The sequence below is a fragment of the Neobacillus bataviensis LMG 21833 genome (assembly GCF_000307875.1).
GTDB lineage: Bacteria > Bacillota > Bacilli > Bacillales > Cytobacillaceae > Neobacillus > Neobacillus bataviensis.
Window position 1 is genome coordinate 1 of the sequence record NZ_AJLS01000080.1, and the last position, 708, is coordinate 708.

The following is a 708-nucleotide window of genomic DNA, read 5'->3' on the forward strand; positions in this document are numbered from 1 at the left end:
TATCGAAAATTCTTGCGCTGACAGAAAGTTAAAAAACTTCCAGAAAACGCTGACAGAAATTCCTAAATTTGGGAAAGTAATTAAAACAAAAGAAATTATTGAGGAACTAAATAAAATATCTGGATGGAAAAGTGATAAATAAACTACACCAGCACCTTGTCGTTGCCCCAATTGATTGGCTGTCCAATAAAGCATCTTCAAAAAGTTTCATGACAGGCACAACACCAGCGGCAACTCCATCATATCCTTTGATTGGTGCACCAGCAGCACGCAGATTAGTCAAATTAAGACCAACACCACCACCATTTTTAGAAAGTTGTAAGGCAGAATTAATCGTCCGTCCAATTGAATTCATATCATCAGTCAATTGTAAAAGAAAACAAGAAACGAATTCACCACGACGTTTACGTCCAGCATTTAAGAAAGTTGGAGTAGCCGGTTGATAACGACGATTAATCATTGCAAAAGCAAGATTATTAGCTAATTTTTCATCACCGTCAGCCATGTATAAAGCATTCATTAACACACGGTCTTCAAAATCTTCAAGATAGAGTGAACCGTCATTGTTTTTCATGGCATATTGATTATAAAATTTATAAGCAGCCATAAATGAATCAAAATGAAATTCAAATTTACTCAATTCTTTACGAAGATTTGTGATAAATTCTGGCTTATATTTTTATAGAAATTCAGCTTCTAGGTATTCTT

At 34.3% G+C, this 708-nt stretch carries 1 protein-coding gene; it reads right to left on the reverse strand.

Translation table 11 applies throughout. The annotated features are described in order from the left end of the window. Positions 1–106 precede the first annotated feature (106 nt). Positions 107–640: a ribonucleotide reductase N-terminal alpha domain-containing protein gene (locus tag BABA_RS12820; protein WP_007085617.1), complete on the reverse strand. Its 534-nt coding sequence runs from the start codon at positions 638–640 to the stop codon at positions 107–109. Positions 641–708 lie beyond the last annotated feature (68 nt).